General features: G+C 56.8%; 15 protein-coding genes. 11 read left to right on the top strand and 4 right to left on the bottom strand.

The features are described from left to right. Nucleotides 1-81 precede the first annotated feature (81 nt). From BHW66_RS11890 to BHW66_RS11845, 10 genes are all read left to right on the top strand, one after another. Complete coding sequence (locus BHW66_RS11890; RefSeq protein WP_102737768.1) at nucleotides 82-1113, top strand: hypothetical protein; 1032 nt, start codon at nucleotides 82-84, stop codon at nucleotides 1111-1113. Nucleotides 1114-1116: 3 nt separating this feature from the next. After that, complete coding sequence (locus BHW66_RS11885) at nucleotides 1117-2037, top strand: hypothetical protein (protein ID WP_128804820.1); 921 nt, start codon at nucleotides 1117-1119, stop codon at nucleotides 2035-2037. Between the two features lie 16 nt (nucleotides 2038-2053). Next, the gene (locus tag BHW66_RS11880; protein ID WP_046437128.1) at nucleotides 2054-2341 is read left to right on the top strand and encodes a hypothetical protein; all 288 of its coding nucleotides are present in this window, start codon (nucleotides 2054-2056) and stop codon (nucleotides 2339-2341) included. A 247-nt stretch (nucleotides 2342-2588) separates the two neighbouring features. Continuing rightward, nucleotides 2589-3995 (top strand): anthranilate synthase component I family protein, encoded by a 1407-nt coding sequence (locus BHW66_RS11875; RefSeq protein ID WP_164907719.1) that lies wholly within the window; start codon nucleotides 2589-2591, stop codon nucleotides 3993-3995. Continuing rightward, entirely contained in the window at nucleotides 3979-5571 is a 1593-nt protein-coding gene (gene trpD / locus BHW66_RS11870) for an anthranilate phosphoribosyltransferase (protein ID WP_215489869.1), read from the top strand. The genes BHW66_RS11875 and trpD overlap by 17 nt, the downstream gene beginning before the upstream one ends. Beyond that, nucleotides 5561-6346 (top strand): indole-3-glycerol-phosphate synthase, encoded by a 786-nt coding sequence (locus tag BHW66_RS11865; protein WP_012420569.1) that lies wholly within the window; start codon nucleotides 5561-5563, stop codon nucleotides 6344-6346. Before trpD ends, BHW66_RS11865 begins: the two co-directional genes overlap by 11 nt. Next, entirely contained in the window at nucleotides 6343-6990 is a 648-nt protein-coding gene (locus BHW66_RS11860) for a phosphoribosylanthranilate isomerase (protein WP_215489870.1), read from the top strand. Before BHW66_RS11865 ends, BHW66_RS11860 begins: the two co-directional genes overlap by 4 nt. Next, complete coding sequence (gene trpB, locus BHW66_RS11855) at nucleotides 6987-8159, top strand: tryptophan synthase subunit beta (protein ID WP_215489871.1); 1173 nt, start codon at nucleotides 6987-6989, stop codon at nucleotides 8157-8159. Before BHW66_RS11860 ends, trpB begins: the two co-directional genes overlap by 4 nt. 22 nt (nucleotides 8160-8181) lie before the next feature. After that, complete coding sequence (gene trpA, locus BHW66_RS11850; protein WP_286689048.1) at nucleotides 8182-8961, top strand: tryptophan synthase subunit alpha; 780 nt, start codon at nucleotides 8182-8184, stop codon at nucleotides 8959-8961. Nucleotides 8962-9342: 381 nt separating this feature from the next. Then, a complete protein-coding gene (locus BHW66_RS11845) occupies nucleotides 9343-18858 on the top strand; it encodes an autotransporter-associated beta strand repeat-containing protein (protein ID WP_215833417.1) in 9516 nt (3171 codons plus the stop codon). A 121-nt stretch (nucleotides 18859-18979) separates the two neighbouring features. On the opposite strand, the gene BHW66_RS11840 is transcribed toward BHW66_RS11845, so the two are convergent. The 3 genes from BHW66_RS11840 to ykgO form a co-directional block, all read right to left on the bottom strand. Continuing rightward, complete coding sequence (locus BHW66_RS11840) at nucleotides 18980-19390, bottom strand: OsmC family protein (RefSeq protein ID WP_215833418.1); 411 nt, start codon at nucleotides 19388-19390, stop codon at nucleotides 18980-18982. A 198-nt stretch (nucleotides 19391-19588) separates the two neighbouring features. Then, nucleotides 19589-20752: a homoserine O-acetyltransferase gene (locus BHW66_RS11835; protein WP_046437137.1), complete on the bottom strand. Its 1164-nt coding sequence runs from the start codon at nucleotides 20750-20752 to the stop codon at nucleotides 19589-19591. Nucleotides 20753-20838: 86 nt separating this feature from the next. After that, nucleotides 20839-21003, bottom strand: coding sequence for a type B 50S ribosomal protein L36 (gene ykgO / locus BHW66_RS11830; RefSeq protein ID WP_065529996.1), 165 nt, complete (start codon nucleotides 21001-21003; stop codon nucleotides 20839-20841). A 287-nt stretch (nucleotides 21004-21290) separates the two neighbouring features. Here ykgO and BHW66_RS11825 point away from each other — a divergent pair, with 287 nt between their 5' ends. Continuing rightward, nucleotides 21291-23216 carry a hypothetical protein gene (locus tag BHW66_RS11825; protein ID WP_046437140.1) on the top strand — a complete coding sequence of 642 codons (1926 nt, stop codon included), beginning with the start codon at nucleotides 21291-21293 and terminating at the stop codon, nucleotides 23214-23216. A 100-nt stretch (nucleotides 23217-23316) separates the two neighbouring features. Here the strand turns inward: BHW66_RS11825 and pflA are convergent, their stop codons facing one another. Continuing rightward, a complete protein-coding gene (gene pflA / locus BHW66_RS11820) occupies nucleotides 23317-24096 on the bottom strand; it encodes a pyruvate formate-lyase-activating protein (protein ID WP_022197052.1) in 780 nt (259 codons plus the stop codon). Nucleotides 24097-24110 lie beyond the last annotated feature (14 nt).

The raw sequence follows: 24110 nt of genomic DNA, 5'->3' as shown, positions 1-24110 counted from the left end.
GCATGGTTTTTTTACCATATTTTTATTTGCATTAGGTTTTATTCTGGTTTATATGGAGAATAACAAACTGACTGACAGAATATGCAGGACCGATTTTTTCCGTTTCTTTCTTTCTTCCGGTTTTTATTATGCTGTCTGGCAATTTTTTCTGGCGTTGCTCCCTTGTTGGCATCAAATGGCCAGAATGATGACATGAAGGAGACGGAAGAGGAATCCTATGGCCCTCTCCGGATTAAATCCCAGACACGGCTATGTTCCGCAGATTATTACATCAAGGGAGGAAAAGAAGAGTCCAGGGAAGAAGACAGAAAGAGGAAAAACATAGGAATCGGGGAGAACATTTCTTTTCTTCTGATCGGCAAACCCAAGGGAAATATCAAGGAGCTTACCTGGAGTATCAAAGGAGACGGTTTCCAGCAGACAGATACTGAATCATTCAAAGGTTCGCAACAGATCACTTTGACTGCCAAGGAAGATTTAACCAAAGATGCCCGTGTCACCATTACAGCCAGAACCAGTGAAGACAAAGAAGCTAAAATCACCGTCAATATCAGAATCCCCAAGAAGATAACGAAGGAAAAATATGAGGGACAAATGGATCTGGGAGATGGCTTTTCCGCCAATACGGCTGATTTTAAAATACCCAAGGGGGAACACGGCGTCTTTGGATTTGTTAAGGTGACCATTTTCCCTACTGATGTCAGTTTTAAGGAAGTCAAGGTGATTGAGCGGGATGGGGGACTCATGTGGGAAGGAAAGAACGGGACTCCCCCGCGGCCTCAACCGGAACTGGCAGCCGAGCATGTAACCTGCAACATGGCCGCTCCCATTCAGGATAAAAATAATTTTTATGATATGGTAGGGGACAATCGCAATATTGAGGAAGTTCTTGAAACGATTCGCCGGTCCAAACATAATCCTCAACAATTTTGGTTTGTATGCAACTTCCATATTCATTGGGGAAAAGGAGGGAAAGGCAGCGAACAACAGGATTCCATCTTTTTAGGAACGACAAATCAGAAATACCATATTGAAGCCATTGATCAAAATACCACAAAAACGGTTGTTGAGAAATTCGGCATCACCTTTACAAGAACCAGCAATGAAGACTGAAAAATGATGAACCGGTTATTGACTATATGCATGGGCGCCATCTGCCTGATGATCGGGGGGGGAGGCAATGGGTTCTGTTCCGACGCATTTCTGGAGAGTCCGGCGTGTCTTGAGCAGTACAAACAGCCCTCTGCAACCATCCGGGAACTCTCCGGGTTTCTGAAGGACATGCGGCTCAAATCCTTCTATAATGAGGCCAGAGAACACACGCTCACTTTCGGTTTGACGACGGAGGATAATGCGGATACCGAACTGAAAGAAAAAATATGGCATTGTTATCTGGTTTCTTCGGCTCCCCTCTTTACCTACAAAACGTACCGGGAAATCGAACCGGATATTGATATGCGGGATATGGAAGATATCGACCGCAAATCCAGGGTATGCCTCCTCATGGAAAAATATATCGGCCTGGTCCGGGATACGCCCAAAATCAAGGAACCCGTTAAAAAGCAGATCATCCGTCGCCTGTTTCTTCCCTATTATGCGCGCATCCTGAAACAGTACAAAAACGCGCAGGAGCCCAATCCCTACCAACGGGATGCCGAAGGAAATCCTGTCCCCCCTCTTTCCGACAAGGAAAAGGAATTCCGGAAGCGTGAGATAGAAAGAATCAAACGCCTTCCCGTTCATGAAATTCTCAAGACTGTGCGGGAAGGATCGTTCCGCCGTTCCTTTATTGAGACAAGAAATGACGTATTTAAGGACGAAGTCAAAGGACTTGAAAAGTCCTTCATGAAGCTGCTTGTTTCCGAATTCCCCGGCCAATACGGCAAGGTAGAGAATTTCATTCTGGAAGCCGGATATTCAAAAGAAGACATTCCCGGTCTGATTGACCGCACCGTGGGCAGGGACGAAAAGACGGATTTCCTTTATAAAGGGAAACATCGTCAGAAACATGACAAGCTCTACAAGAAAAAGAAGTGATGGTATCCAGCCCCGAATGTTCAAGACGCTCTTTCTCCCTTTTCTTTTTGTGAAGAAATACGCCGGAACCGGGGGGAGCGAAGAAGGCTCGAGTCCGATGACAAGGCTTGCCATAACCGGTTTCTGGAAAGGGAATTCTGGATTCGTAAAGAAGGAAAAGAAAAACGTGCTGCGCCATGTTCGCAGCTCTGTTCCGCCGGTGGGAGTGGGGGCGGGCGGTTCCTGGGGAAGTTTGGATGCGCCGGAGAGGTGTCGTGTTTTCTCTGGGCCGATTGAGAAGCCAATACGGTTTTTTCGCCATTGACGGAAAGTTTTTTTGACAAAGAAGGGGCAGAGGAGTAATAAACGCGCAGATGCATTTCAGCACTGTACAGCCCTTTTTTAGCGAGAACCGTTATTACGGCAACGGCTATTGGTGGCGCGTACCCATGTCCGGACGGGGGAATCCCGAGGTGCAGTAATAGCATTCAGCTATGACCATTTTTCAAGAACTGCTTTGATTCCTCCGAGAGTCAAAGCAGTTTTTTTATTTTCAACTTACATCATCATCCATGCAAACACCATCCATGATCACTCTCCAACAGCGCAGCCGCCGCCTGAGCGCCGATCTGGAGACCCCTATCAGCCTGTTTCTGAGCCTGACTCAGAACAAAATTCCCGGACTTCTGCTGGAAAGCGCGGAAGTGGACGGCAGATGGGGGCGCTACAGCATCATCGCCTGCGATTATCTGATGACCGTTTCCTGTGTAGACGCCAGGCTGTCCCTTTCCATCAAAGACGACCGTCTGGCTTCCCTGAAGGAGCTGGAAGGCATGCCTTACCTGGATGGACTGCGCTCTCTGATGCAGCGTCTGGAGCTGGTGGGGGACGATATGAGGCAGGCTCCTATCACGCGGGCTCTGTACGGCTATTTCGGGTATGAAACCGCCGCTCTGTTCCAGCCCAGGCTGGCGCAGGCCATTCCTGCCTCTTCCGCAGAGTCCTGCCTGGTGCTGGCCGGCACCGTGATTGTTTTTGACCATTTGTACAATCGCCTTACCCAGCTCAGCCTGGGCGAACACCGTGATTTGTCCCATGCCCCGCTCCATGGGGCAGAGGAACCTTCCATAGGGGAGGTTTCCCGCACGCCGGACCAGGCGGCTTACATGAAGGGGGTGGAGCATATCAAGGAGCTGCTGCATGACGGAGAAGCCATCCAGGTGGTGCTTTCCTCCCAGGCTTCCGCGGAGTTCCGCGGAGACGCTTTCATGCTGTACCGCCGCATGCGCAGCATTAATCCGTCCCCATACATGTTTTTCATGCGCCTGCCGGAGGTGACTTTGTTCGGATCTTCACCGGAACTGATGGTGCGCTGCACGGACGGAAAACTTCAGCTTTCCCCCATTGCCGGAACGCGCAGGCGCGGCAGGGATGATGAGGAAGACGCCGCCCTGGCCGCCGATCTTCTGAAAGATCCGAAGGAATGTTCGGAACATGTCATGCTGGTGGATCTGGGCCGCAACGACCTGGGCCGTGTCGCCAAGCCCGGTTCCGTGAAGCTGGAACGCCTGATGGAGATTGAACGTTTTTCCCATGTGATGCATATGACTTCCCGCGTGACCGCCCAGGTGAACGACGGGTTGGGCGTCTTGGACATTCTCGGCGCTGCTTTCCCTGCCGGGACGGTTAGCGGGGCCCCCAAGGTGCGCGCCATGGAAATCCTGGCGGAGGAAGAGCCTTTGCCCCGCGGTCCGTATGCCGGATGCATCGGGTGGCTGGGATTGGACAAAAACGGCGTTCACATGGATTCCGGCATTACCATCCGCAGCATGTGGGTGAAGGATGGGCGCATCCACTGGCAGACGGGAGCCGGCATCGTATACGATTCCGATCCGGCAGCCGAATGGCAGGAGTGCATGAACAAGGGCAAAATTATTGACGTTATTTTGAAAGGAGAAGACCATGTTTCTGTTCATTGATAATTACGATTCTTTTTCGTGGAATCTGGTGCAGGCGTTTTACGCCCTGGGACGCAAGCCCGTGGTGCATGCGAATGACGATCCGCGTATCTTGGAACTGGCGGCCAGCCCGGAGCTGGAAGCCGTATGCATTTCCCCAGGCCCCAGTCATCCGCGCAACGCCGGGCTGTGCCTGGAGTTCCTGAAACGCCTCCCCGCTTCCGTTCCCGTGCTGGGCGTGTGCCTGGGGCACCAGCTCCTGGGCTATTTCGCCGGAGCGGAGGTTTCCCGCGCCCCTTATGTCATGCACGGCAAAAGCTCCGACATCATCCATGACGGCGCGGGGCTGTTTGCCGGACTTCCCAACCCCATGACCGTGGGCCGTTACCATTCCCTGGTGGTCCAGTCCAAGGAGGACGAGCCGAATCCCCGTTTTACCGTTACTTCCCGCGGACCGGAAGGGGAAGTCATGGCCCTGCGCTATAATGACCGTCCGTGGGTGGGCATCCAGTTTCATCCGGAATCCATCCTGACGCCGAACGGGCTCCAGCTTCTGGGCAACTTCCCGGATAACGTCGTGCCTTCGGGGCAGAAGGAAAAACGCATCAGCCGCATTCTGGACGCCCTGGCCGCCGGACAGGACCTGACGGCGGATATGGCTGCCGCAGGCTTTGCGGACATCATGGATGGCCGCATGACTCCGGCCCAGGCGGGCTGCTTTTTGATGGGGCTCCGCATGAAAGGGGAAACCCCGCTGGAAATGGCCCACGCCGTGGGCATTGCCCTGGGCCGCGCCAACCGGGTGGAAGGATTGGAGGGCGACTGCATTGACGTGGTAGGCACGGGCGGAGACGGACGCAATTCTTTCAATTGCTCCACAGCCACGGCTCTGACGCTGGCCGGAATGGGGTACAGAGTGGTGAAGCACGGCAACCGCGCCGTGTCCTCATCCTGCGGTTCTGCGGACGCTCTGGAAGGCCTGGGGTTCCCGCTGGACGTAGCTCCGGAGGATGTCCGGCGCCTGTTGGACGAGCGGAACTTCGCTTTCCTGTTCGCGCCCAATTTTCATCCTGCCTTCCGCAATGTTGGCCCCATCCGCCGGGAGCTGGGCATTCGCACCCTGTTCAATCTGCTGGGCCCCCTCATCAACCCGGCGCGTCCCACGCATATCCTGCTGGGCGTGGCCCGTCCGGAACTCGTTGAGCTGCTGGCGGAGACGCTCCGCCAGTCCCACATCCGCAAGGCTGCCGTAGTATATGGCGCCGGGGGATATGACGAGGTGACGCCGCTGGGGCCCACCAAGATGATGATCATCCACAACGGCAGGCTGACGCCCATGTCCCTGGATCCTTTGGATTACGGCATCCAGCCCTGCAACCCGGAGGAACTGGCCGTTCATTCCAAGTCGGAAGCCGTGGACGTGCTGAAAAACATTCTGGCGGGGAAAGGCCCGCGTGCCATGATGGACATGGTGATTCTGAATGTGGGGGTAGCCATGTTCCTGCTGGAGGAGCACATGGACCTGTCCGTCTGCATGGCGAAAGCGCGGGAAGCCGTCTGCGCCGGCATAGGAAGGAGAACGCTTCATGCTGCTTGACCGGTTCCGGGAAGCCAAGGCGGAGGAGATAGCCCTGCTCACGGACATGGCCTCCCGCCGGGAACTGCCGCGCCCGTGGAAGGGGCGCCGGCCGGATTTCCTGAAAGCCATTGCGGAACCGCCGGACGGGCAGCCCGTGGCGGTCATTGCGGAGTTCAAGCAGTCCTCTCCGTCGCGCGGCGTCATCGCCACCGGGCTGAAACCGGAGGAAGTGGCTGAACAATACGCTGCGGCAGGCGCCTCCTGCATCTCCGTGTTGACGGAAGAACAGTTTTTCGGCGGCCGCATCGGATATTTGGAACGCATGAGCCGCGCCGGGCTTCCGCTTCTCCGCAAGGATTTCATTTTTCATCAGCTTCAGGTGATGGAGACGGCTTCTACGCCGGCTTCCGCGTTGCTGCTCATCGTCCGTCTGACGCCGGACGCGCGGACGCTCCGTGTTCTCAGGGAGCAGGCGGAGGCTTACGGCATGCACGCCGTTGTGGAAGTGTTTGACGCGGCGGATCTGGAAATTGCCAGGGACTCCGGCGCGCGCATCATCCAGGTAAATGCCCGTGACCTGGATACCTTGAAAACGGACAGGCAGGCCTGCCTGGACATGGCGAAATTCCGCCGTGAGGGGGAGGTGTGGATTGCCGCCAGCGCCATGAGCGCCGGGGCTCATCTCAGGGAAGCCGCGGAAGCGGGCTTCCAGGCCGTACTGATGGGAACAGCCCTGATGGACGGAGGAAGGCCGGGTGAAAAACTGGCAGCAATTTTAGAAGAAACAATATGAAGAAGCATTCATTTGCAATCAAGGTGTGCGGAATTACCCGCCAGAGCGATTTATCAACCGCCATGGGGATGGGGGCCCATTTCTGCGGCTTCATCTTTCATCCCGGAAGTCCGCGTTATATTGCGCCGTCGCGCGCGGCAGCCCTGGACTCCGCCCTGATCCGCCGCGTGGGCGTTTTCGTGAACCAGAACGCGGAGGAAATCATGGATATCATGAAAACGGCCCGTCTGGAATTTGCCCAGCTTCATGGCGCCCATTCTCTGGACTGCGCGCGCCGCATCGGTCCGGGAAAAGTGATCCGCGTATTGTGGCCGGACCGGTATGAATCCGTAGATGCCCTGCAAAGGGAAATGGAGCTATGGGCGGACAGCTGCGCCTGGTTTCTGCTGGATGCCGGCAGCCAGGGCGGCGGCCACGGCGTTTCCCTTGACTGGTCCTCCCTGGCGTCTCTGAGTTCCCCCCGGCCCTGGTTCCTGGCGGGCGGCCTTTCCTCCGCCTCTCTGAACAGGGCGCTGGAACAATGCTCTCCGGACGGCATAGACCTGAACTCCGGCGTGGAAGCCATTCCCGGCCAGAAAAGCCCGCAAAAACTGCTGGCGGCCCTCAAACCACTCACCCCTTACACTCCTTACCACATCGCATGAAAAAAGAAGGATATTTCGGCAATTTCGGCGGCCGCTTCGTACCGGAAGCGCTGCGCCCCCCGCTTATGGAGCTGGAGGAAGCCATGGACTCCATCATGCCGTCCCGCGAGTACCGGGATGCGCTTCAGGATCTGCTGGCCAATTACGCGGGTCGTGAAACTCCCCTCACGTTCTGTCCCCACCTTTCGGAAAAACTGGGCTTCCGCCTGTGGCTGAAACGGGAGGACCTGCTGCACACCGGAGCCCACAAAATCAACAACGCCCTCGGCCAGGCCCTTCTGGCCAAAATGATGGGGAAAACGCATCTTATTGCGGAAACCGGGGCGGGGCAGCACGGCGTGGCTACGGCTACGGCGGCCGCCCGGCTTAACATGGACTGCACCATTTTTATGGGCGCAGAGGATGTAGAACGCCAGTCCATGAACGTTATGCGCATGAAATTGCTGGGAGCGACGGTTTTTCCGATTGAGAGCGGTTCCCGCACGTTGAAGGATGCCATTAACGAGGCTCTCCGCTACTGGATTTCCCATCAGGCGGATACCCTGTATTGTTTCGGTACGGCGGCGGGTCCCCATCCGTTCCCCACATTGGTCAGGCAGCTTCAATCCGTCATTGGGCGGGAGGCCCGCGCCCAGATGCTGGAACGCGCAGGCAGGCTGCCGGATGTGGTGGTGGCATGCGTGGGCGGCGGCTCCAATGCCATCGGCATGCTTCACCCCTTTGTGGAGGATGAAGGCGTCCGTCTGGTGGGAGTTGAGGCAGGAGGCACCGGTGAGCCCGGCTGCTATAACTCCGCCCCCATCAATCTGGGCAGCCCCGGCGTGCTGCACGGCCATGTGACGATGCTTTTACAGGATGAAGACGGGCAAATACAGCCGTCCCATTCCATTTCCGCCGGGCTGGACTATCCCGGTGTAGGCCCGGAACATGCCTATCTGGCGGAAACGGGCCGTGTTCATTACGGTGTGATTTGCGACGCCTCCGCTTTAAACGCTTTCCAGACGCTCACCAGGGAGGAAGGAATCATTCCTGCGCTGGAATCCTCCCATGCCGTGGCCTGGGTGCTGGACCATGCGGAGGAACTGCCGCAGGGGGGGGACGTTCTGGTCAATCTCTCCGGCCGCGGAGACAAGGACCTGGGAATCGTTAAAAAATATTTGAATCTTTAAGCCGCATTCTTCCATGAATAATATGCAGAAATCACCGTTGCAGAAAGCCGTGGAGAGGGCCCATGCCCTCGGCAGGCGTGCCGTTATCCCTTTCATTACCGCCGGATTCCCGGACAAGGAATCCTTCTGGACGCACTTGTCCCGTATTGACGAAGCCGGGGCGGATATTATTGAGATAGGAGTTCCCTTCTCGGATCCCGTAGCGGACGGCCCGGTTATTGAACAGGCATCCCGGGATGCCCTGGCCCGCGGCGTCAGCCTGAAATGGATTCTGGACGGCCTGAAAGCCCGCAAGGGCGGTTTTTCAGCCGAACTGGTGCTGATGGGATACGTAAATCCCTTTTACCAGTATGGCCTGGAACAGCTTGCCCGGGATGCGGAGGAGGCGGGCGTCAGCGGTTTCATCGTACCGGATATGCCGCTGGAGGAATCCGGAATGTTCCGGGAGGCTTTCAGCCCCCATGGCCTGACGCTCGTCACTCTGGTGGCTCCCAATACTTCCGTGGAACGCATGCGGGAATACAAGCCTTATACTTCCGGCTTCGTTTATGTGGTCTCCGTGCTGGGAACCACCGGAGGGAAAACCAACCTGGAGCGGAGCGTGACGGAAACCATGCGCCGTGCCCGGTCCGTTTTTGATGTGCCGCTGGCGCTGGGCTTCGGGCTTCAGACGCCGGACCAGCTGGAGACGCTGCCTGAAGATGCCCGTCCGGATGCCGCCGTGCTTGGAAGCGCTCTGCTCAGGCACATTGGAGAAGGGAAGGACGCCGGGGAATTTTTGGAAAAATGGACCAGAGGTTGAACTGCACGTTTTTCCGCGGCTTTTAAGGATGGGCCTGCACAACCTATTGTGCAGGCCCTTTTTATTTTATCTGGTAATGGACGACGAAAATACGGATTCGCAATCCGCTTCGCTTTTATTCATATATTATTCAATTTTTTAACAGAATAATTGCATTAATAATTAATATGTTACATATTTTTAACATAATCTGCTGGCGGGAATCCCGGATTTTTTTGACGGAGGGAACGTTCCGGGTATTCCGGAAAACCGTTGTAACTGATTCTTTTCCTTTGACAGCGGATTGCGAATTCCTTATTTATATTCACAATCATATTTCCCTTGCCGTGTTGTGGGAAAGAGCCTTATTTGTTTATTAAAAACCTAATTATCAAACGTTTCATGAAATTACACCTCCCTTTGAATTTATTGGCTGCCCTGATGACCTCCTTTTCCGGAGTAACGCTTGGAACAGCCACATTTGTCGGCATTGCTGGAGTCTCGGTAACCATGTCCGCAGCTTATGCGGAGGATATCGCTTTTGACGGAACGCAGGTCGACGTCTCTTCCGGTGGCTCCGTGTCTTACGATGCCGCAACTGTTAACGCGTCAACGGTGCTGAACTTTAAGGGATCAGGCACGGTTACAATTGCTTCCCTTAATGGGGATGCCTCTGACGCCGTGTTGAAGGTAAACAGAGTCGCTAATGCCGGCGCGGCTCTGTCCACGCTGAATTTGACCGGAGAAGGCAACTTCAACGGCACGATTTACCTTTACTCTGAAACAGTAGGCGGTTCTCGGAACAATATTTTGACGCTGAGTCACGCGAAGGCCGCTCAGAATGCCACTGTAAAGATGGGGGGGCACAGCTACGAAAAAGGCGCGTCCGTGTTGAAGGTCGCCGTGGACTCCTCCATCAGCAAGTTGGCTTATGACGGCAGTTCCAACGACAAAAACGCCGCCGTCATCACAGGGGAGGGAACGACCCTGACCGTTACGGGGAACTCCTCCTCTTACGGCGGCAGCTTGCAGGGAACGGTGACGGTTGATTATACCGGAGGCGGTACGTTTACTTTGGGCTCCGGCGCTAAAGGCACTGCGCTTTCTCCTCGTTCCGCTTCTTCCGCCACGTTGAAAATCAGCAATGGGACGCTTTCCCTGTGTTCCGGCAACGTCACCTGGGCTCAGAAGCTGGTCATGGGGAATAACACCACCCTGAAAATTGAGGATGGTCCCGTTGTGGCGGGGAGCGGCAGTTACAACGCTGCTTCCGTTGGCAGCGAGGGGTTCAACTTTACCGGGGAAACGACGTTTGGCAGTGGAGTTAACCTGACTTCCTACTGGGGCAAGAATCTTAAGTTCTCCGGCGTGCTCCATGCGGCAAACGGTTTTACCGTCAGCGGCAGTGCAGGTGAATACTCCTACTTCAACCTGCTCAATGTCGGCAATGATATTGAGGGGAATATTACGCTGACGCGCAGTTTGTTGTCTTTGGGGATCAGTTCGTCCGGTTCTCTTGGGAGTGCCGCTGTTGTGACGGACGCGGAAAACAAGTCCCAGCTGATTACTTACTACGGAACAGCCGGTGAAGCTGCCGATGTGATTAACAACTCCATGACCGGGGCAGGGCATTTTGTCGCTCAATCCGGTTGGGTTCACTTATCCAGTAACGTAGCCCTTACGGGGGAATATACCGTTAATGCCGGCGCGGTGCTTTCCCGAACAGGAAATATTGCGGCTATCCTTGGCGGGGGGCGTCTGGATGCCGGCGTTGCCGGGGAGACCATGAACGTGCTGAGCATAAGCGGCAGCGGAACCATTTCCGCCACCGCCGGCACCATGCTTTTCCAGGATGAAGCGACATTGGGCAGCTCCGTCAGTATTCTGGTCAACGGAACGGGTTCGATTACCGGCAATGTCACTGTGGCCGGCGGTCGCCTCGTGTACACCTCCATGGACAATGTGAGCAGTGTTTTGCAGAATCTGACGTTGACTTCCGGTCTGATTGACTTTTCCGGCTTTGAAGAGTTCATGGACATTGTGGGATCCGATGCGCTGATTGGCAAGACCTATGACCTGGGGGTCAATCTGGGCGACGGCTTTGTCCTGGATGGGATGTCCGCCGATGCGTACACCATTGATAATTCGAGCGGTAAATCCGTGATTAAGTTCACCGGAAGCGGAAGCGTCAATACGGCCTGGGCGGCAGGCTGGCGTCTGGACAGCGCTCCGTCTTCTGCTGTTGCGCTGGATGCGACTTCTGCCACGATGGAACTGTACGGCGTTCGTTCTTCTTCCATACAGGAAGGCTTTGGCTCTGTGAATGTGGTGAGCGGAACAGGTGATTTGACGGGCGTGGTGCTGATTGGAGGGTACAACAGCATTAACGAGAATGGACCGGCAAAGAATATTGATACGGATATTTGGACATATGTCACCGGGGGGGATTTCAGAAGGATTGTCGGCGGCAGCGTGTCCGATGCTTGGGGTCATAGTTCTAACACCAGAAATATCACAGGCGATGTTCATACGCAAATGACCGGAGGCTCTGCGGATTTTCTGATTGGCGGCATTTACAATGATGCCCAGGCGCCCGTTCTTACGGGTGACGTTTATGTTGCCGTGACCGGTGACGCCCTCATCAGGGGAACTGTTGTAGGGGGAGGCGTTGGCTCTCACTCAAGTATTAATACCATTAGCGGCAGCACATTCGTTGTGGTGACGAATGTGCAAAGTTCTACGACTGCTGCCAGTGACAACGGTTTGTTGTCCGGTTATATCATCGGGGGAAGTCTGTACAGAAACAACACTACTACAAGAACTTCAATTGCCGGTGATACGAATGTGACGATAGATTTGGCTGGTGCGGAGACAGGAAGCTTTGTGAAGAACATCGTCGGCGGGTCTTTCATTGATGCTTCTGCAGGCGGCTATGCGGGCAACAATACCAACAGCGTCGGCGGTGATACCTGCGTGTCGATAACCGCTCCGGGCGGTGTTGTATTTACCGGGAATATTTATGGCGGTTCTTACGCTACCGGCAATTCAACTTCAAGTGCCAAAGTGACCGGCAATTCTTCTCTGACTCTGAACGGGGGGGCTTACAGCGGCGCTTTGTATGCCGGCAGCGGCGGCGAGTATGGTTCCACCGCCGGCGCGGCTTCCATGATCGTGAAGGGCAATGTCGCCTTTAAGTCCGGCAGTTCCCTGAATGCCGGGAATGCGGCAGGGGACACGTCCCTGTCCCTGGGGAGTGATGGGGGAACGATTGTCTTTGACGCCACGGATGGCACGAACCTGAGCGGATTCGACATCGTCACCATGTTCCAGGATGCCGTATTCACGGGCAAAGTGAATCTGGATGGAGTCGGCTCTTTGGCCCTGGCCGGAGGGGGCGGCAGGGCTGTTGCCCTGGATGGCGCGTTCTCTCTGTCATCCGCCGGCGTGTTGAATTTGGATCTGACCGGGTTTGGCGAGTTGACGGACGGCATGACTGTGTTGAGCACGGAAGGCCTGAGCAATATTTCTTCCGTCGTCGCCACGTTTGCTGACGGAGTAGGCGGTTTGGTTTCCGTCTCTGAAGATGGTAAAGGCCTGGTGTATTCCTCCAGGGCTCCGTTCTTGTGGAACGGCGGCGAAAGCGGAAACTGGAAGCAGGAAAATGTTTGGCTGAATGGTGACACTGCCGTTACTTACGCGGAGGATACAAGCGTTTCCTTCGCTGATCTGGATGGCGTCGCTTCTTCCCGGGTTCAGATAGATACGGAAGTTTCTCCTGGTTCTGTTCTGGTGCGTAATGCCGATACCCGTTACGAATGGACAGGTGAAGGCTCTGTCAGCAACACCGTCATCACCAAGGACGGCACGGGCGCTTTGGTTCTGGGGTCGGCTTCCATCCTGGGAGAGGGGTCTTCCATCATCGTCGCCGGCGGCACGTTGGCGTTCGGCTATAATACCGCGCTGCCTACAGAAGGCATTGCTTGGGGGGAAGGTTCCTGTCTTGGCGCGGCTAACGGCGCTACGGTGACGATTGACCTAGGTGCGGTGACAAACCCGGTCTTTAACTTCAATCCGGAGACCGGATCCACCATTAGCCTGACGACTCCATCCAATATTACCCTGGCCAACAACATTGCCGGAGCCGGAACTGTAGCGAAGACGGGTACGGGCACATTGACCCTGACGGGAGCCAATAATGGTAATCTTGTGGTGAAGGAAGGCACGGTTCAGATAGGAAACGGTTCTGCCCTTAATTGGGGTGCGGGAGGTTCCGTAACGTTGGAAAACGGAACAACTCTGGTTCTTCATGGCAAGGGAGCTCACCACACGATTGGCGCGGACTTGATCCTGGGTCTTGCAGCTTCGGACGCCGTTTTCGTGAAATGGTATGACGCAACTGCTGCAAACGATACTGACTATCAGTATAATTTGACAGGGAATGTTGTTGTCAATGGTCAGGTCGACTTGACGACTGATTCTCATAATTATGCCAAGGAAGCGGCATTTACCGGCACGCTCAGCGGCGCAGGCACCATCACTTACAGCCGCGGAGCAGGCGACGGTGAGTACAACTCCAACGGGAAGATGGTGATCTGCGGCGATGCCTCCGGCTTTACCGGCACGCTCGCGTTGGACTCCAGCAATAACTACAGCACCGGTCTGGACTTGTTCTCTTCTGTCGCCAATGCCACGGTTTCCCTGACTTCCGGCACGCACGAACAAGGATTCGCCAGTATGCGCGTGCGCGGCGACGTGGCTGTAGGAACCCTGAACGGGACGGCCAATACGTGGGTAGGCGCCGTGGGCGGCGCCCGGACCCTGACGGTAGGCGCCGGCGTCTTTAACGGGACGATTACAGACAAGGGCTTGGCATCGTCAACGAATACGAGTTTTTCCTATGATGAATCCGGCGTCCTGTCTTTGACCAAAGTTGGCGACGGAACCCTGACGCTGGCGGGAACGGTCAGCTACACGGGATTGACGAATGTGCAGGGCGGTACGCTTGCTCTGACCTCAACGGGGACGACGTCTTTGACGAACATCACCCTTGGAGCTGCTTCAAGAATGACGGTGGCGGGCGGATTGAACTTGACCTCCGGTTCTGCGTTGTCTTTGGATGCTTCTTCCTCCCTGAGCGTTGCGGGCGCCTTTGGCGGCGGCGTGTACAATCTGACCCTGACCGGCCTGGGAGACATCACGGATGAAGGCGAATATACCCTGATTTCCGCCGCAAGCGGCCTGGGCACGAGCAGCGCGACGTTCAACTGGGACGGATATGAGGGTGACGGCACCTTGCTTTACACGCTGGAGCGTTCCGATACCGCGCTTAAACTGCTTATCACGCCTGCCGGCGGGGTATGGGTCTGGCAGGGTACGGAAGGCTTGAACTGGAGTGATGAGAACACGGGAGTCCAGTGGGGTGTTGAGGATTCATCGAGCACGGCCGGAGGTCAGACGCTTGTCTTCAATTCTACGGGGCTGGGGGATTCTTCTGCCGCAACCGTAACCGTCAGCGGAACGGTGACTCCCGCTTCCATGAAGGTTACGAACGGGGAAGGTACGGAATATATCTTCACAGCGAAGGATGATTCCTCCAGGATTGCGTCCGGAACGTTGATCAAGTCCGGATCCGGCAAATTGACGATGAATCTGAACAACAGCGGCTGGTCCGGCGCCATTGCCGTGGCCGGAGGTGAACTTGTCGGCGCAGTTGCCGGTTCTCTGGGCAGTGGCGCTGTCACGGTCACGGATGGAAAGCTGACTCTGGCCACGGCGGATGTTCAGACGGGGATGGGCATGATTACGCTGGAGGGCGGAATCCTGAATCTGGCTTCCGGCGAATATGCCGCTTTGACTGTGGATAATATGACCTGGTCGGCAGGTTCCCTGATTTTGGGAGAACAGGCCACGGTAACCGCTGCCAAGGCTCTGGCCAATGGAAAAACCGTGGAATTGGCGGCCGGTTCTGTTTTGACGATCAGCGGCAGTGACGATAATGCTGCGCTGAATTTGAGCGCTTCCGGCGCCGGGACGGTCGCCGTGGCGTTGAGTTCCCGGACATTCGGCAACAACGTATTGAATTTGAGCGCCGCGTTCCAGGGCGCCTTGGCTGTCAGCTCGGGCAACTTCCAGCTGAACAAGGTCACGATGGGCGCAGACGCCGTTCTGAAACTGACGAATGCTTCCGTCAGCGCTGAATGGAACGGAACGGCCGGTGGAACATTTGCCAATGACATTGTCTTTGCCGGAAACCATCTCTATGCGACCAAGGACGTCGTTCTGAGCGGCGACTTGAGCGGGACGGCGTTCGCGGCGGAACAGAAGAGCACGAACATCACTCTGACGGGCGGCGTGAACATGGACGGGCAATTAAAAATCAGCACGACCACGGTTACGGTGAATTCCTCTAATGTGGTCAAGCTGGCTGACAGCATTGACATCCAGAACAACGGCAAGCTGGCTTTTGCCCGTGACTTTTCTTACAGCGGCGTCATCAGCGGCACGGCAGGCAGCATGGTCATGGCGAATGGCGGAACCCTGACTTTGACCGGCGCGAATACGACGCTGTCCACCCTCAACATCTCAGGCGGCGCAACCGCCGTGCTGGGTGAGGGCGGCTCCTGGATGGGCGCTCTGTCCGGCGTCGGCTCCCTGATCATTAACAATTCCGCGGACATGACGCTGGCTGCGGGCAACACTGCGTTCACCGGTGAGACGACACTTTCCGGTACGGGGAAAGTGTCTTTGTCCGGGGCTGATTCTCTGGGTACGGGACAAATTACCGTGAACAACGGCGTTTTGGATATGGGTTCCAGTGATGTAGCCAATACCATCCTGATTACCAGGGGAAGTCTGGCCAATGCCGGAGCGAAAACCTCCGGCGTGGTGAATGTGGCTGCCGCAGCAGGCGCGCAGGGTCATCTGAATACCGTTGATCTGGGTAATGTTTCCGGTTCTGTGGTCGATTCCATTGTCATGGAAGATTACTCCCGCCTGACCGGCATTTCAGGTAATCTGGACATGACGGGCAAGACCGTCACGCTGAAGCTGGATTCCGGCAGCATTACCGTCGGCAGTACAACAGGTGCGGGCGTGATTGCGGCTGACAGCCTGACGCTTTCCGCCGCCGCCACAACCATCAACCTCAGCAACCAGGGCGTTCTGGACCTGCTTGCCGCCAACCGGGATTCCACTGACGGCGTAGGGCTTGTACTGACAACGGGAACCCTGGCTGTGGACAATTTCAAGCAAATCGGATTCTCTCCTCTCCTGGCTTCCCTCGGCTATACCGTGACGGAAGTCCTGGGTGCGGACGGGACGCTGATGGTCAGCGGCAATACGGACCTTGTCTATCTGGTGGACACCACCCCCAATTCAGACGACCCCAATATCAGCGATTACGCCGCGCTGGATCCCTACAAGGCTGTCGGCATTAATGGCACCACGCTTCATGTGAGCTTGAATGGGGCTCCGGAAGCCTCCCGGAACGGGGACGGCCTGAAAGTCAGCAACCTGGTTGGCAGCGACGGTGCGCTGGTCGTGACGAATACGGCGGATGATGCGGCCTCCAACCACGCCGTGGTGGATCTGGTTCAGAACGTTGACGCCGGCGGCAACAGCTACGGCGGAACCATCAGCGGGGACCATGTGGATTTTGTCAAGAAAGGTGCGGAAACCCTCACCGTGGAAGGCAACTTCACCGGGAATGATTCCATGCTCAGTTCCGCGGAAGGAAACATCGTCCTGAACGGTGCAGGCAATAGCCTTACTGCGCTGGAACTCGCGGGCGGAGACATAACGCTGGGCGGACGGAATGACGGCGCCTCCCGTGTAACCACGGTGGAGACGCTGGCTGCCGGCGCGGGAGGGGGAACCCTGAATTTGGGTAACGGAGCTCAGATGGTTCTTACCGGCCAGCAGGCCGGCAGCCATGTCAAGGAGGTGACTATCTCCGGGGACGGTACGCTGACCTTGGGAGGTACGGGAACGGACTCCTCCCTGACACTGGGCAACGGCTCTTCCCTGAACGGTGTCCTGCTGGATATCCGTGAAGGGTCCGCCCTGTCCGCCGCAACCGGTTCCGTGAATACCGTTTCCGGACTGGCGGGCGGCGGAGCTCTGAAGCTGAGCGGTGCGGAAATGACGATCAATTCTTCCGCCTCCCATGCCTTTACCGGTACGCTGGACGGGGCATCCGGAACGCTCAACGTCAAATCCGGCAATGGAAGCGTCCAGACTATCAAGGGTGCAGGCAATGCAGGTTATCACCTGAATGTGAGTGACGGCGGCGTGCTGACCCTGGCCGGAGCGGCAGGGGAGGGCGGCAATCCCGCCCAGGCTTCCTATCAGGGGATTACCGTGAATGGCGGCACGCTCAATATCGGCAGCGCGGACGATCCCAAAACCCAGCTGACGCTTGGCTCGGACGGCTTGAGCGTGACGGGGGACAGCACGGTCGCCATTACCACTTCCTCCACAACGGTGGACGGCCTGGGCAATCCCTTTGTCACCTCCAGCGGAAATATTACGCTGGGAGACGGGACGGGAGAAGTCACGCTGGTCATGAACAATCTGGATACCCTGGTTTCCGGGAGTTCGGAAACGCTGAATATGGAATTGTTCAAGACAACGGACGGCGTGCTTGTGTCCCTGGGTGACAATGTCACCCTCCAGGATATGATTCTTGGTTCCATGTATGAAAACCTGGAGCTGACCACCAATGACAGCATGACGGCCATCATCCTCACCGGTACGGCGCGCACGGAAAACATTTTCCGTGACTCTTCCCTGACGCGGAATGCCGCCACTGGAGCGGACATCCTTTGGAATTCCCGCTATCACATGGAAGAAGGCACTGCCTTGCGCGATTTCTATACCTCTGTTCTTCTTTCCCAGAATTCAGGCGACTATTCCGGCGCCGCCCGCAAACTGGCCGCCGCCGCCGGCAGCACGGTTACCAGCCTGGGCATCGCCCAGCGCGACTCCCTGCGCGACCAGATGGGCTGGATACGCAACCGCGTGGCGCAGATGGGCGTTAACCCTGCATATGTCCATGAAGACATGCCCTACTTCCATATGTGGATGCAGGGAACCGGGTCTTATGCCAAGCTGGACACCAGGGGGGATGAAAGCGGCTACGAACTCACCACCTGGGGAGGCACGGTAGGCATGGACGTGGATATCAACGACCGCTTCACTGCGGGAGCTGCGTTTACGGCCAATTACGGAAGTCTGACGGCCAGCGCGGCGGATACGGCGGACGGAGACCTGGACAGTTACTATGTCAATCTGTTCGCCCGCTACCAGTACCGTAAATGGTCCCATCTGCTGATTCTGACGGGCGGCTGGAATGATGCCTCGCTGACGCGCACGGTGGATTACGGTACGGGGTCTTACCAGGCCCGCGGCAATACGACGGGAGCCGGTTTCGGCGCCATGTACGAGTTGGCGTATGACATCGCTCTCAATGAAGACAGGAGCGTGATTCTCCAGCCTTTGTTCAACGCTTCCATCGTGACGACCCGCATGGACGGCTATCGGGAAAGCGGTTCTGCAGGAAATGCCGGACTGAAGGTGGAAGACCAGGAACTGACTACGGCTGCTGTCGCTGTGGGCGCCCGGCTCTCCGGACTCATGGGGTCCAACGTCTTCGGGCGTGAAGCTCTGGGAGAAGTACGGGTGAACGTTTCCCAGGATATGGGAGACCGCCGCGGGCAGGCCAATGTGGGCTTCCTGGCGGATCCCTCCTATACGCGTCCGGTGTATGGCGCCAAGGTCGGAAGCACGGCCTTCCAGATTGGCGCGGGGCTGAGCGTTCCCGTGGGCACCCAGGGCGTCATTTTTGTGGACGGCAACGCGGATATCCGCAGCGGTTCCAGCTCCATCAACGGGAGTATCGGCTACCGCTACAACTTCTAAAGGAAAAAACGTCAGCCAATTGGAAAGCCGCTGCGGATGATTCCGCAGCGGCTTTTTTCATGAATGGACGGGATTTCTTTAAGGATAACTTCAAGCTTGGGTTGACTTCCCTGACGGCTGTTTACTTCCATTCCCATTCAATGGGCGTTTCCAGATCGGGCCGCAGCGCCTGGCGCACAGGGCAGGACAAGGCGGTTTTTTCCAGCATGGCGCGGAGAGGGTGGCTGCCTTCCAGGGGCATGATTGCCTTCAGTTCAATTTTTTCAATTCCCCTGGATGATTCCGCCGCACGCGCCAGAACGCGCATGCCTTTCAAATCCACTCCTTTTCTGGCCGCGACCACGGAAACCAGGCTCATCATGCAGGAGGCGAGCGTGGAACCGAGCAAAACTCCGGGGGAGGGGAATTCTGCGCGGCCTTCAAAAGAAGCGGGCAGGTCCGTGGCAAACGTGACGTTGGAAGGGATAAAGGTGGTTTCGCAGCGGAATTGTCCGACGTTTTCCGTTTCGGAGGTGTAATAATGATCAGTCATGAAGATGTGACAGCGAAAACCCTGTTCGGGTTCATCCGGCTCAGGTTATTTTCACGTTGAAGAGCCGTGAAGTTCCGCTTTGCAAGGAACCTGGCCGTTCCTTCATGACATGGTTGATTTTTCCCTCTCGCTTCCGGTTCCCGGCATCATTTCTTTTTAAGCGCTGCTCCGCCGTGTCTTCTTGCGGCGGAAAAAAGCTTACGCCGTCCCCTTCGGCTTCCTTGCGGCCAGAATGCGCCGGATGGGTTCCGCATAAAGCTCCGGCTCCAGCAGGAAGGAATCGTGTCCCTTGGTGGAAGCGATGGTATGGAACTCCGTGGGAATATGGGCGGCTTCAAGCTGCGCCGCGAAATCCTGCTGTTCCGCCGGGCGGAAACAGCAGTCTGTATCAATGGAAAAGATAAGCGCGGGAATCCCTGCGCGGCGGAAGCCTTCCAGGGCGGTTTGAAATGTTCCGTCCGGGGTGTGGTCGCGGATGTCGAACTCCGCCCACATATCCGCAATGCGGATATAGGAGTTGGCGTCAAAACGTTCCGCGAACTTGGTCCCCTGGTGAAGCATGTAGCTTTGCGTGCTGCGGGTGGGGGTCATCCACGTGAGCAGGCCGTAGTTGCCTCCCACGTCTTTTCTGGCGCGCTGTTCCAGCCCCGCCTGGTAGACAAATGATTTGTGGCCGATGATACGGGCGAATGCCAGCCCTTTTTTGGGCGCCGGCCCCCGGTAATAATCCCCGCCCTGGAAATCCGGGTCAAGCTCAATGGCCAGGATTTGTTCAAACAGGGACAGGCGGTGTTCAATGGAAGCCCGGTAACCGGAGCCGATGGAGATGAAGCTCCGGACGCGTTCCGGGAACTGGCACGCGAAGCTGAGGGCGATCAGGCCGCCCACGGAGGGGCCCACAAGATGAACGCGTTCTATGCCCAGGCTGTCCAGCAGAAGGGCCTGGAGGCGTGCCTGGTCTGCGATCTCCACGTGAGGGAAACGGGAAGCGTAGGGCCGGCCGTCCGCAGGGCAGGGGGTAGCGGGGCCTGTGGTGCCGTAGCACCCTCCCAGGTAATTGGCGCAGATGATACAGAAGCGGTCCGTGTCCAGCGGCTTGCCGGGGCCGATGATGCTGTTCCACCAGCCTTCGTGGTTTTCCGGTTTCCAGAGGGAGCCGGTGCCCGGGACTTCCGGATTGTAGCCGTAGGCGTGCTGGCTGCCGGAAAGGGCATGGAACAGCAGGATGGCGTTGTCTTTTTCCGGCGTCAGGGTTCCGTACTGTTCATAGGCGACGCATACCTTGTCAAGCGTAGCTCCATTTCTCAGGGAGAAGGAGTTGGGAAGATCCAGGAATTTGGTTTGGACGGCAGGAAGCTGCATGGATGTACGGAAAGGGGCTTGGTCAGCAAAAAAAGACCGGCACCCGGCGGGCGGCGGTCTTCTTGAAATCTGTGCTGGGCCAGGGATTACTTGACGCCCTTTTTAGAAAGGCGCGTGCCTGCCGTAGCGCCCTGGCGGGCCTTGAACTTGGGATTGCTCTTGCAGATCACATACAGCGTGCCCTTGCGCTTCACGATTTGGCAGTCTGCGTGGCGGCGCTTCATAGAGGCTAAGGAAGAAAGAACTTTCATGGTGTATAACTCCGGTTTGGTGTTCGGTTCGGGAGACGAAATATACCGTTTAGTTAAGAATTGTAAAGTCATTTCTTTGCCAAAAGTAAGATGCCGTCTCGGCAGAGATGCTTTTATGAGGAAGATGCAGTAAAGCATGGGATGGCTTTGGATTCCGCGCCGGCGGAAAAATTTAGGGAAGACGTCATTTATCCGAGAAAATAAAATGCGAGAAGGGAGCTCAGCCGGGGGAATAAAGGGTTTGTGGACCGGAGGGGATTCGTATAACATCTTTTCCGGTTTTCCTTATGACTGATTCTTCCTCTCCTGATTCCTCCCCGGCTTCCCGGAATACGTTTGCCCATCATTTGGGAATGAAAGGGTTTCTGCTCATGGAAGGGCTGTTGAAGCTCGTGGGCATGAAAACGCTGTACCGGCTGGGGCGCGCGGCAGGGGCCGTGGCGTGGTATCTGCTTCCCCAGCGCCGGAACATTGTGGAAAGGAATCTGCGCATCGTTTTGAATCCGGCCCTGCGCGGAAAGGAACTGCAGAAATTAAGCCGGGAAAATTTCAAAAGGACCATTGCCAATTTCCTGTGTTCCGCGAAGACGGCCACCCTGACGGATGAGCAGTTGAAGCATTGCGTGACGGTCGGAGGGCACGAACAGTTTGCCGCGCCTGTGCTGGAAGGGCGCGGGCAGGTTTGCGCCATAGCCCACTCCGGCAACTGGGAGGCGCTGGCGAGAATACGCGCATTTTACCCGGAGGTGGAGCGTTACGGGTCCATGTACCGCCAGTTTGACAATCCGCTGATGGAGGAATACGTGTACCAGCGGCGCACGGAACGTGGAACTCAGATGTTCTCCAAGGAGGGCGGCATCAAGGCTCCCATGAAAATGCTCAAGGAAGGGGGGGCCCTGGGCGTGCTGAGCGACCAGTTCGTATGGGAGGGGGTGTATGTCCCCTTTTTCGGCAAGGTGACCGGCACGACTCCGCTGCCCGCTCTGCTGCGAAAAAGGGCTGGCGCGGACATGGTGGCCATAGCGGTGCGTACGGATGCTCCCGGCCACTGGATAGCGGATATGGGGAATGTGGTGGATTTTTCCGGGTCGGACGGCTCTCTGGCGGGGGATACTATTGAAGTGAACAGGGGGCTGGAAACATTGATCCGGGAATCCGTGCTGGATGTGTTCTGGATGCACCACCGCTGGAAATCCGTTGACCGTTTTGCTCCGCAGGATAAAAAAACGGCTGCGCTTCTGGAAAATATGGAGCTGAAGCCGTACCGCATTCTTGTAGCCGTTCCCGGGGCGTTGGATGAAGCCCTGGCGACCGTTCCCCTGATTCGTGCCCTGAAAACCGTCCGGTGCGACATGCAGGTGAACGTTATCTGCCCGTCTGCCCAGATGGGAATATGGAAGACGGTGCCGGAGGTTACCCATGTGCTGCCGCACGATTCCCTGAAGCAGCTTCGGGAAGCTTTGGTGGCAGATGAATTTTACAATGACGGCCCGCTGGATATGGGCGTCATGCTGGATGGAGATATGGAAACCCTGAAAGCGCTGGAACCGTATGGCCCCATGATGTTCTCCGGGCTGGACACGCATCCCGGCGTCCGGAAATACAAATTCCGGGTAAAGGCCCCCGTCCTGCGCGCCGCCCCCCCGGCGCACCGGGTGCAGCTTTATCTGCAATTGGGGGGGCTGCATGGGCTGGACGTCGGTAAACCGTCTTTGTTCCCTGTGAAAAAAGCGGCCCCGGCGGAAGGCGCCCCCATTTTAATTGCTCCGTTTTCCCGTCTGGGAAGCGCCAGTGAATGGAGCCGGGAGCAGTGGACGGAACTGGTTTCCCTTTTGCCGGGACGGACGGTTCTGGTGGCTCTGGAAGAAGACCGGGAGCGCGCCGCCGCGCTGGCGGAACATTTGAATGTGGAACTGGCTGTGGGTGCGCCGGAGGCTCTGTTTTCCGTCATGGACGGCGCTTCGGTGGCGGTAGCCGTGGATGGCGATTTCCCGTCCCTCTGTTCCTTCCGCGGGCTTCCGGTGGTGACTCTGTTTTCCACCCGGCTTCCGGATGTGTACCGCCCTATGGGTACATTCAACCGTTCCCTTTACAGCCACCAGTGCTGTTCCCCCTGCTTCCGGAAGGATTGTGACCGGGATGTCCCCTGCAACCGCCACATTGCCGTGCGGGAAGTGCTGGATGCTTTGCGGGAAATTTCCGGAAAGGAATAATTTGGGAAAGGGGAGAAGGGCCTTTCATCCGGAAGATGAGGAGGGGAGATATCTGTATTCGGTTTGCTGCGGTTGATGGCGCCAAGGCGCGAAAATCCGGTTAATGCACGCAATCCGGAAAGCCTTCCCGCCGGAAAATGCCGCGGACCTGTTCCGCCAGTTTTGCGGACGCTTCCGGGGTGCCCTTCAAGGTATAATCCAGCTTCAATTCATCCCATTTGAATCTCCCCATCTGGTGGAAAGGGAGCACGTCCACGCGTTCCACGTTGCCCAGGAGCGCCGCATGGCGGGAGAGTCCCTCAATTTCTTCCAGATTATCCGTAACGCCGGGTACCAGCACATACCTCAGCCACACGGGCTTGCGGAGGGAGGCCAGGCGTTCCGCAAACTCCAGCGTAGGGCGCAGTTCCCCGCCTGTCAGGGAGCGGTACCGTTCCGGATTCCATGCCTTGATATCCAGCAGGACCAGGTCCGTATCCGCCAGCATTTCTTCGCCCGCATTCACGCCCAGATGGCCGGAGGTGTCCAGGCAGGTATGCAGTCCCAGTTTCCGGCAGCCTTTCAGCACGGCGCCGGTAAAATCAGGTTGGAAGAGGGGGTCCCCGCCGGAGAGGGTGACGCCGCCGCCCGCCGCCTGCAAAAAATCCCGGTAACGGGCTATTTCCCTGAGGACATCACCCGCGCTTCTGAGCCGGCCCCGCCGAACGTAGGAGGTATCCGGATTGTGGCAGTAGCGGCAGCGCAGGCTGCAGCCGGACAGGAAAAGGACAAAGCGGATGCCGGGACCGTCCACGGTGCCGCAGGATTCCACGGAATGAACCAAACCGGTGACGGAGCTTTCTCCGTCCGGATCATGGTTTTGTGGAAAAACCTGCGGCATCCGTGTGTCGTCCG

It is taken from the genome of Akkermansia sp. 54_46 (assembly GCF_001917295.1).
Classification (GTDB): Bacteria; Verrucomicrobiota; Verrucomicrobiia; order Verrucomicrobiales; family Akkermansiaceae; genus Akkermansia; species Akkermansia muciniphila.
The sequence above is the reverse complement of the archived record's forward strand: the minus strand, read 5'-3'. Positions and strand labels throughout refer to the sequence as shown.